Origin of the sequence: Streptomyces sp. NPDC003038, assembly GCF_040611115.1 — a bacterium.
Classification (GTDB): Bacteria; Actinomycetota; Actinomycetes; order Streptomycetales; family Streptomycetaceae; genus Streptomyces.
This window is the reverse complement of record NZ_JBEXNN010000085.1, coordinates 1-4171: the sequence shown is the minus strand read 5'-3', so window position 1 is coordinate 4171 and position 4171 is coordinate 1. Positions and strand designations below refer to the sequence as shown.

3 protein-coding genes and 1 pseudogene are annotated in these 4171 nt (G+C 64.9%); 2 read left to right on the top strand and 2 right to left on the bottom strand.

Annotated features, from left to right (window positions below; all coding sequences use genetic code 11):
• Nucleotides 1–127: pseudogene (locus ABZX75_RS33980) on the top strand (IS701 family transposase); the annotation flags it as partial.
• 746 nt (nucleotides 128–873) lie between these two features.
• Here the strand turns inward: ABZX75_RS33980 and ABZX75_RS33975 are convergent.
• Together ABZX75_RS33975 and ABZX75_RS33970 are read right to left on the bottom strand one after the other, a co-directional pair.
• Complete coding sequence (locus ABZX75_RS33975; protein ID WP_355418008.1) at nucleotides 874–2127, bottom strand: protein-glutamine gamma-glutamyltransferase; 1254 nt, start codon at nucleotides 2125–2127, stop codon at nucleotides 874–876.
• A 211-nt stretch (nucleotides 2128–2338) separates the two neighbouring features.
• On the bottom strand, nucleotides 2339–2719 hold the full coding sequence (locus ABZX75_RS33970) for a hypothetical protein (RefSeq protein ID WP_355418004.1): 381 nt from the start codon (nucleotides 2717–2719) through the stop codon (nucleotides 2339–2341).
• A gap of 630 nt (nucleotides 2720–3349) precedes the next feature.
• Between ABZX75_RS33970 and ABZX75_RS33965 the strand changes: the two genes are divergently transcribed.
• On the top strand, nucleotides 3350–4171 hold an 822-nt coding region (locus ABZX75_RS33965), incomplete at its 3' end, for an IS110 family transposase (RefSeq protein ID WP_355418001.1).

Genomic DNA, 4171 nt, shown 5'->3' with positions numbered 1-4171 from the left:
ACTGCGCTGGCGGATCGAGCACGACTACCGCGAGATGAAGCAGGCCCTGGGACTTGCCCACTTCGAAGGCCGCACCTGGAGAGGCTGGCACCACCACGTCACCCTCGTCTCCGCCGCCCACGCCTTCTGCACCCTCCAGTGGCTGGCCAGAGCCCCAAAAGACACGGCGCCGGCCCGACCCTCTACCAAGTCATCCGAGAACTCCGGACCCTCCTGGCAACCTGGGCCGGCGCCTGCCCCACATCTCACCGCGACATACCCGCACGCGAACCAACCTGACCAAGCCCTAATAGCCCTCCCGCCGAGATTCTGCACAACAGAACGCATGTCTGAGCTTCAGTCGCTCATCTTTTGCAGGAAGGGATCTGACCTGCAAATTCTCGGAAGCTACTGAACCGAAATTGCTGGGCCGGGGGCCTGGCCCAGCTCCCACCGGGCCGAATGTCGCCCCGGCAGTACGCCGGATCCGGGCAGCGTCATCAAGGCGCAGCGCGCCGCGGCTAACTCGACCGCCAAGGTCTACACCGGCAGCCAGAGAGCATCCAGCGGCCACGAATACCCTGACCACGTCCACGAGGTAGTGGACGTAATGTCGCAGGGCCGCCAGGCCGTCAGGATGCTGAACTTCCCGGACGGACACAGGCTGATCCACCCGCGCTCGGCCGCGTCCGCACGAACAAGTTGGTGGGCCTGCGCAGTCTGCCCCACAGCCCTGGACGGTGAAATGGGCGTGGACGCTGATCAGCTCCGTCTCCAGGCCCTCCATGACGAGGGCGCCTCGCCGGAGCCGACCGGATACCCTCTGGTTCTACACCTGCCCGGCCTTGTGGCGGGAGGTGGAGGGCCGGTGGCCCGCCCTCCTACCCGGTTCGGTTACGGCCAGCCTTGCTTCACCTTGGCCGGGGCGGTGTTCCAGCTCTTGGGTATGAACGTGATGACGTAGGTTCCGCGGTCGAAGTCCGCATAGCTGGCAGACCAGTTCCGGAATTTGCTCTCGTATACGTGCATCGGCCCCAGGTCGCTATTGGGCGCATGGTAGTGGTTGCCGTGGGTCCATATGGTTTTGTCGGCATCCGCATCGGTTTGGGCCCCAAACCATCCGTAGTCAAAATTGACCCAGCTTTCACCGGGCTTGGCGGGACGCCGTGGAGTGTTCCCGTCGTTCGACATGTCGACCAGGCCGGTTCCTTGGTTGGGGCGGAAGGCGTCCGGGTCGCCGTACTTCCTCTTGTCGGAGGAGCCTCGCTGGTCCTGCCCGCTCCAGAAGTGCTTCGAGTAGACCACCGCCTTCATTTTGGACGGGTCGTAGTTGCCCCCGTCTCGCTCCTTGAAGGACGGCGTGTTCCTCAGGGCCGAGTAAAAGTCCGAGCGCGTGTCCTCGTAGAGCAGAGCGTCTTTGTTCTTTGCGAGCTCTGCCTTGAGGTTGTTGACATAGGTCCCCTCGTCGTAGGCGTTTTCCAAGGCTTTGTTCATGGTGGAGGCCACATCACGCGCCCGATTGAAGCCCTTCCCCTCGTCGAAACTCTGCTTGGCTATTCGACCCTCAAATTCCGCCTGCGTCTCATTCGGTCGGGGCTCGGTGTTTTTCAGATCGTTCTTGTACTTGTTCTCATCGAAGGAGGCGAACGCCAATTTGTTTGTCGGGTAGGGGCCAGTATTGACCCAGGTGACGCCAACGCAGCCGTAGGACAGCCTTTCTCGCTGCTCTTGGGTCATTTGCTGCTGCTTGCCGTCGCGGTGGCTGTAGACCTGCTGCCACTTGCGTATGTAGTTATTGACGACCGTAGTGGCCCTGTCTCCGTGAGGCCGGTACGGGTCAGGCATCCTGGTGAGCGGCTCGGCGGGAGGCGTCACCCTGTCGTCGGCAGAGTCGGAGGAGCGCAGGAAGGGGCTGGCGCTCGGCGGGAACCCTGCCGGAGGTTTGACAGGTTGGCCCAGGGCCAGAGCCCTGTCGTTCAATGCATTGATGTGGCTGACGTCATCCGCCGTCAGGCCGTGCGTTTCGGCGTAGGACCCCTTCGTTTCCCCCTCGCCGCTGGCGGCCTGGCTGACCGACGGCATGAATCCGGCGGTGCATAAGACCGCGCCCATGGTGGCGAGGGCGAGAAATCGCCGACGTTCATACATGAATCAATAACCCCTTTGTGATGAAATTTGACGAAACTAGGACATGTGAGGGTGCGACCCAGGGGAAGTCACAGCGGGTACCGCTCAGGCTTGGCCGCGCGTGGTGCGCCGAGGCTGGAAGGCCGCCGCCGCGAGGCGGAAGGATTGAGTTGGCGTGCTCGGTCGCCCGTCCGGCGGGGCTGACCGCACGGGTCGGGCGGGCTGCGGCGCGCTACATGACAACCGCAGCCGAGGCGACGACACGGGCCCGGTCCGGGCGGTCGGGGTCGCCGCGGCGGAGCTTGACATGCGGGTGGGAGTGGATCAAGTCGGTGTCGGCCAGAAGGACCTGGTTGGGGCTGCTGGCCGTACGCAGCAAGGTCCGTGTCGAGAACAAGTTGAACTCACCCGCAGCCGGGACGTAGACGAAGAATGTGCGGCCTTCGAAGGTCTGCTGCGCATCGCGGTCCGTCGGGGGCATGGACCGGAAGTCGGCCCGTGTGCCGTCCAGTTCCATCCAGCGCAAAGGACTGTCGTCGCCCGCGTTAATCGTGGTGGTGACGGCCGCCCGGGCGGCCGCCTGGGCTTCCTGGCTGAGGGGTAGAGCAAGCACCGCGGTCACGGCGACGCCAGTGAGGGCGCGCAGAACGGCTTCGGCGTATCACGTCTCGGCTCCTGGATGAGTAATCAGGTTGTACGAGCAGTGATGATGTCCCCGTGTTAACTCCCCCGGCAACATCATGTCTTTAAAACCGGCCACTCTGTCACATAGGACGATATCTGGCCAGGCATCCGACCCGTCCCGGGGCGGGGGACAGCGATGTGGCAGCGCTCTCCCGCTCCTGGCGGCATCACCTAACTGAAGGGACGGGAAGGTCTTCGCCAACTGCCGTCGGCGTCCCTTCGCCTCTTTCCCCTCGGCTCCAAGGCTTTCGCTGCCCTCACCTTCTGCAGAACGGCTGGTAAAGCCCGGTGAAGCCCCCGTTATGTTTTTCGCGGTCATGCAATGGGGCCGCTGGCCTCCGGGCCCGGTATGACTGTGTCCCCTCTGTCGAAAGGATGACCTGGGGGGTGGTGTCGCCGGGTCCGAGGGGTGCCGTCGGAGACGCTGATGAGAGACCCGGCCACCGCCCGGTCCGGCGCAATGCCGGGCAGCCTGCGGGCGGCAGGTCTGTATAACGTGGATGCGCGAGCACGGTGCCACCGCCGAGACCGGCACGGTCAACCACCTGGGAGGGGTGCGATGTTAGACACCGGCGATGTGGGCGTCTTCCTCGGGATGGACGTCGGCAAGAGCGCCCATCACGGCCACGGACTGACCCCGGCGGGCAAGAAGGTCTTCGACAAGCCGATGCCCAACAGCGAACCGAAGTTACGGGCCGTTTTCGACAAGCTGACCGCGAAGTTCGGCACGGTGCTGGTGATCGTGGACCAGCCCGCGTCCATCGGCGCCCTGCCATTGACCGTCGCCCGGGACGCGGGCTGCCAGGTCGCCTACCTGCCCGGACTCGCGATGCGACGGATCGCCGACTTCTATCCCGGCGAGGCCAAGACCGACGCGAAGGACGCCGCGGTGATCGCGGACGCCGCCCGGACGATTCCTCACACTCTGCGTTCGCTGGAGCTCACCGACGAGCTCACCGTGCTGACCGGCTTCGACCAGGACCTCGCCGCCGAGGCCACCCGCACCAGCAACCGGATACGCGGCCTGCTCACCCAATTCCACCCCAGCCTCGAGCGAGTGCTCGGCCCACGACTGGACCACCTCGCCGTCACCTGGCTCCTCGAGCGATACGGATCCCCGGCCGCACTGCGCAAGGCCGGCCGCCGCAAACTCGTCGAACTCGTCCGCACCAAGGCCCCGCGCATGGCCGGCCGGCTGTTCGACGAGGTCTTCGACGCCCTCGACGAACAGACCGTCGTGGTCCCGGGAACCAGCACCCTCGACATCGTAATCCCGTCCCTGGCCACCTCCCTCACAGCGGTCCACAACCAGCGCCGATCACTCGAAGCCCAGATCAGCACCCTGCTGGAGGCCCACCCTCTTCACCCGGTCCTGACCTCG

Bases quoted from the DNA above. Each gene is read 5' to 3' on its own strand.
- ABZX75_RS33975 (WP_355418008.1), bottom strand. From the start codon at position 2,127: ATGTATGAACGTCGGCGATTTCTCGCCCTCGCCACCATGGGCGCGGTC.